Annotated in this window: 2 protein-coding genes; both read left to right on the top strand. The window is 49.8% G+C overall.

What is annotated here, in order from left to right; translation table 11 throughout:
- Positions 1-2,433: T9SS type B sorting domain-containing protein (locus ZA07_RS13015; RefSeq protein WP_157492148.1), on the top strand; the 2,433-nt coding region annotated here is incomplete at its 5' end.
- A 43-nt stretch (positions 2,434-2,476) separates the two neighbouring features.
- A partial coding sequence (locus tag ZA07_RS13010; protein WP_082316609.1) for a type IX secretion system membrane protein PorP/SprF occupies positions 2,477-3,378 on the top strand: 902 nt, incomplete at its 3' end.

The raw sequence follows: 3,378 nt of genomic DNA, 5'->3' as shown, positions 1-3,378 counted from the left end.
GGATACTCGGGAAGCTATACCTATGAGGTATTCGATACCAACGGTGTCTCTGTGACCGGTGCAGTGGCAGCCAACACGTCCACCAACCCGATAACGGTTACCGGAATGGCAGCAGGAACCTTTACCGTAGAGATCATCGAGACCGAAAGTCCGTTCTGTAGTACCACATCCACTGTGGTCATCAGTTCGCCTACCGAGACCCTGGACCTTGTGGCAGATATCACTTCGGATGTGACCTGTGACAATACAAACGGAACCATTAACGTAATGGCCAATGGCGGTTGGGGAGATTACCAATATGAACTTACCGGGGATGCAACTGTTGCATACTCGACCAACAATAACTTTACGGAACTATCCGCGGGAAGCTACACCGTAAACGTCATGGATGCCGGAGGGTGTATCGCATCAGTGGATGTGGTGCTATCTGAACCAGAGCCCATTGCTGCTACCATGACCCCAAGTGCCACCATGCTGGATTGTTTTGGTGACCAAAATGCTTCCATAACCGTGGAGAACGTAACGGGAGGACAGGGATCAAACTATACCTATACCTTGAACATGACCGCTCCAACGGCAAGTTCCTCGGGACCGCAGACTTCCAATGTGTTTGCAAACCTAGGGGCAGGTACCTATACCGTGACCGTGACCGATGGATACAACTGTGAGTTCGTATCCGGACAGATCGTCATTGACCAACCAGAGATCCTGGATGCCGCCCTGGTAACGGAAAGTACGGCAACTTGTTTGAACGAGGCGCAGCTGACCTTGGGTGCTACCGGTGGAACGCCGCCATACACTTATAGCTCGACTCCGAACGGGACCTCCCTGGGAACCTTTAACACATCGGTAACCTTCTCTGTGTCTCCTGGAACACACCAATTCTATGTACAGGATGCCAACGGGTGTACCACTGGGGTGACCAATGAGATTACCATTGAAGAACTACCAGATCTAATTGTCAATCTGGAATCAACAAACCCGACCATCAACTGTGCCGGTGACAATACCGGAGCCATCGTGGCAAGTGCACAGGGCGGTCTGGGCGACTATGTCTACACCTTACAGGATACCTCTGGGAACACCATCAACGCGGTACAGAACACCCCGGGTGTATTTACCGAACTTTTGGCTGGTACTTATGTGGTACAGGTAGAAAGTGGTGACTGTCTGGCAACCACTGCCAACATCAGTATTACGGAACCCCAAAATCCGTTGGAGGCCACTTTTGAGGTCAACGATGTCACATGTTTTGGAAGCAGTGACGGTTCCATTGTCATCAATGCCACGGGTGGTACGGGCGTTATCATGTATGCCATATCACCACAGATGAACCAGTTCTTCCAGACCAATGTCTTTGAAGACTTGGCCCCTGGGGATTACGAAGTGATCGTGCAGGATGAATTGGGATGTTATTTGACATTTGAGTTCTCCATAGCAGAACCAGAACCAGTGATTATTGGTATCGTACCGGATTCCATGTACCCTGAGGTATGTGCCGGAGACCAGGACGGTGAGTTCAGCATTGAGGTTTCTGGTGGTACCGCGCCATACAGCGTGAGCTTGGACAACTATGACGGCCCTTATACACAAGGTGCCCCTGGACAGACCCTGTTTGAGTTTACGGGATTGGGTGGCGGAGACCACATCGTATATGTGCGAGACAGCGAGGGATGTGAATCTGAGTGGAACATCACCTTCCCTGAGGCGGCCAACATACAGGCTGTGGTAACGGTTGAGTACCTATGTGTAAACAACTTATCCAGCAATACGGTAACCGTGACCGTCGACGAGACACTGACCGATATCTCACAACTGGACTATTCACTTGACGGTGGACCATACCAGATGAGCAACGTATTCAACGACGTGCCTCCGGGAGCGGGACACTATATCGAGGTAAGACATACCAATGGATGTATCGTGGTTACCGACCTGTTCGACATTGAAGGATACGACCCGCTGGCACTTGTGCTGGTCGAGGGGGACATGAACGAGATCATCGCACAGGCCACAGGTGGAAACGGTGAGTATGAATTTACTTTTAACGGTGAAGACTATGGCCAGGAAAATTCCTTTATGATCACCCAGACCGGTACACATACCGTAACGGTGACAGACAGTGCGGGATGTACCGCCATGGCAACCATCTACCTCGAGTTCATAGACCCATGTATACCCAACTACTTTACCCCCAACGGGGACGGAGTTGCCGATACCTGGGGACCTGACTGTGTGGACAACTACCCGGACCTCGAGTTCTCGATTTTCGACAGGTACGGAAGAAAGATCGTCACACTTAAGGTCGGACAGAAATGGGACGGTAAGTACGACGGAAAGGAACTCCCTACCGGGGATTACTGGTACGTGGTAAACCTGAACAGCGCACAGGTGGACAAGGATTTTGTCGGACACTTTACCCTATATAGATAATGATAAACATGTAGCCCCACTACCCTAACAAAAACTGATGATTATGAAAAACCTACTTATATTCCTCATGCTAGCCTGTACCACGGGGAGCTTTGCCCAAGAGCTCAACCTGCCGGTATGGACACAGTACCTGGCCGATAATGACTTTGTCCTATCCCCAACATATGCGGGGATAGGTGACAACCTAAGGGTCAGACTCAACGGGCTCACACAGTGGGTCGGGATCAAGGACGCACCGGACAACCAGTCACTGTACGTCGATGCAAGGGTCACAAACAAAAACGGGGTGGGGCTCTCACTCTACAACGACAGCAACGGGAACACAAGACAGAAAGGACTCAAGGTCTCTTTCTCTCACCACCTGACACTGGACTACCCGTCAAGGCAGTTCCTGTCATTCGGGATTTCATACAACCTGAACCATTTCAGGATCAACATTGAAGATTTTCAGACAACATACAACGATCCGGTAATTGACCCCTACGTCACAGATGATAGGGCCACTTCAAACAATAATTTCGACGTGGGGGCTCTGTACCGTTGGGGAGGCTATTACTTTAGCTTCAACGTAAACAACCTGCTGGACAAAAAATGGAACGATGACTACGATTTCTCAAAGATCGAGCCGGAACTCCTCAGGAACTACCAGATATATACAGGATATGTCATCAAGAGCAAGAACAACAAGTTCATCGAAATGGAACCGTCCATTTTCTACCAGAACTTCTCAAGTGACGGAAGGTCTACAACAGATGTCAACTTCAAGTACAGAAAGTTCAACAGAAAAGAAGATTACTACTGGATAGGCGCCTCTTACAGGTTCCTGAACGACCAGTTCTTCAAACCGCTGAACATTGGGCCCATGGCAGGGATCATGAAGTCCAAGTTCTATTTTGCATACTCGTACCAGATCACCATGAACGACCTGATAGGCTACAACTCCGG

This window comes from Mangrovimonas sp. ST2L15 (assembly GCF_001280515.1).
GTDB classification, from domain to species: domain Bacteria; phylum Bacteroidota; class Bacteroidia; order Flavobacteriales; family Flavobacteriaceae; genus Mangrovimonas; species Mangrovimonas futianensis.
This window is presented reverse-complemented; position numbering and strand designations above follow the sequence as displayed.